Annotated in this window: 1 protein-coding gene; it reads left to right on the plus strand. The window is 29.3% G+C overall.

Features of this window, described 5'->3' with window-relative positions:
• Nucleotides 1–1,656: zinc metalloprotease (locus M3Z80_RS09625; RefSeq protein ID WP_459251454.1), on the plus strand; the 1,656-nt coding region annotated here is incomplete at its 5' end.
• Between the last annotated feature and the right edge of the window lie 42 nt (nucleotides 1,657–1,698).

Raw genomic sequence — 1,698 nt, forward strand, 5'->3', positions numbered from 1 at the left:
GGAAGTATTTTAATAGAAGACCCCAGTGGCAATACAATGTTTATGGATGGTAAGGGAAACATAAAAGTGAATGCTCCTAAAGACATTGAATTTACAGCCGGAGAGGATATGAAGGTTAATGTAGGGAATAATCTAAATTTTACAGTAGGGAATCAGGCCACCTATGATATTATGCAGAAAATTTCAATAAAAACTCCTTTTATGCAGCAATTAATCAGCAATTATTTTCATACGCAAGCAGGAAAGGCCTTAATAAATTCTGAAAACCAAATCAAGATAGAAAGTCCGGAAACCTTTGTGCAGGGAGGACAAAAATTATTCTTACATTCCGATGAGCTTGCTACCTTAAATTCTCAAGGTATAGCTGAAATGAAAGGGGAAACTAAAAATTCTTTGAGCAATATAAGCAATTCCTATGAACCCCAACGGGAAGAAATAAAGGCTAAATGTTTGGTCATGTTCAGACCGCATGGTAATTGGAAAGGAGAATATGGTTTTGATTGGTTTAGAATGGGGGATAGTGGATTAAATTCAGATCCCAGCTGGTTTGGAAAAATAATAGGAAAATATTACACTGATTTATCTTATACAACAGTTTTTCCTAATACGAACTCTTGGAGTATATTTTTTAAACAAGATTGGAATATGTATAATAAAATATTAAGAACATATAAATCGATTATTATCCCGTGGAAATCTAAAATAAAAGGAAATCCGTATTTAGATCCCATGCCAATAATGACTATGCTTAAAGGGGAAAAACATAAGCTTAATCTAAAAATAGAAATAAATAAGAAACCTAAAAAATTATTTGTTAGACAACAAAAATCTGATTTTAATTATTTTAATTTTAAAAATTCAAACTTAGAGATAAGGAATGATAATCAAATTTATAGCATAAATAATAAATTTGAATTAGAGTGTATTAAAAGCTTTAAGAAAGACCAGATTATAGAAGTAGTTGCAGATAATGAAGTATGTGGTAGACTTAAAATTTTAGCAAATGATCCTACTAGATATAAGTATATACCTATTGTTTTTGTAGAAATTAAAGCTAAATTTAGAGGTAGAGAAATACAAGGTTCAGCTGTATCTGGCGGAGAATTATTCTTTTTACAAGGGTTGAAGCAAGCATATACTTTTCCTAAAAATGGTAAGGTTGTACATGTAGGAATGAATATGCAATCTATTATTGAAAATGAATATTGTAATGCGAATGGAATAGAAAGAACCACAGGGAAATATAATAAAAAGAAATTAGAAGATTATTTAGACGAATGCCTTAATTTTATATATAAAGATAAATATAGAGATTATTATAAATTATATTTTTTAGATATTTATTATCCAAATTCTAAATCTGGATTAATTACACAAGGATATTCTCCTACTTTAAATTGTAATCATGTAATGCTTTTTAAGGGACATGATAAATCTACTATTGCACACGAAACTATGCATGCAATGGGGCTACCACATACATTTGATGGACAAAGAGCTGAATTTACATATAAGGCACAGCAAACCGATAATATTATGGATTACTGTCATTGGAATCAAGATATTGAGGGGAAATCTAGAACTCCGGTAGAAGGTAGGACACTATTTAGATGGCAAATGATTAAACTAAATGCTAACTTAAAAAATACTCATTAAAATGAATTATATTTATTTACTATTATCTTTTTATTTTTTATG

The sequence above is a fragment of the Apibacter sp. genome (assembly GCF_025291155.1).
In the GTDB taxonomy this organism is placed as follows: Bacteria; Bacteroidota; Bacteroidia; order Flavobacteriales; family Weeksellaceae; genus Apibacter.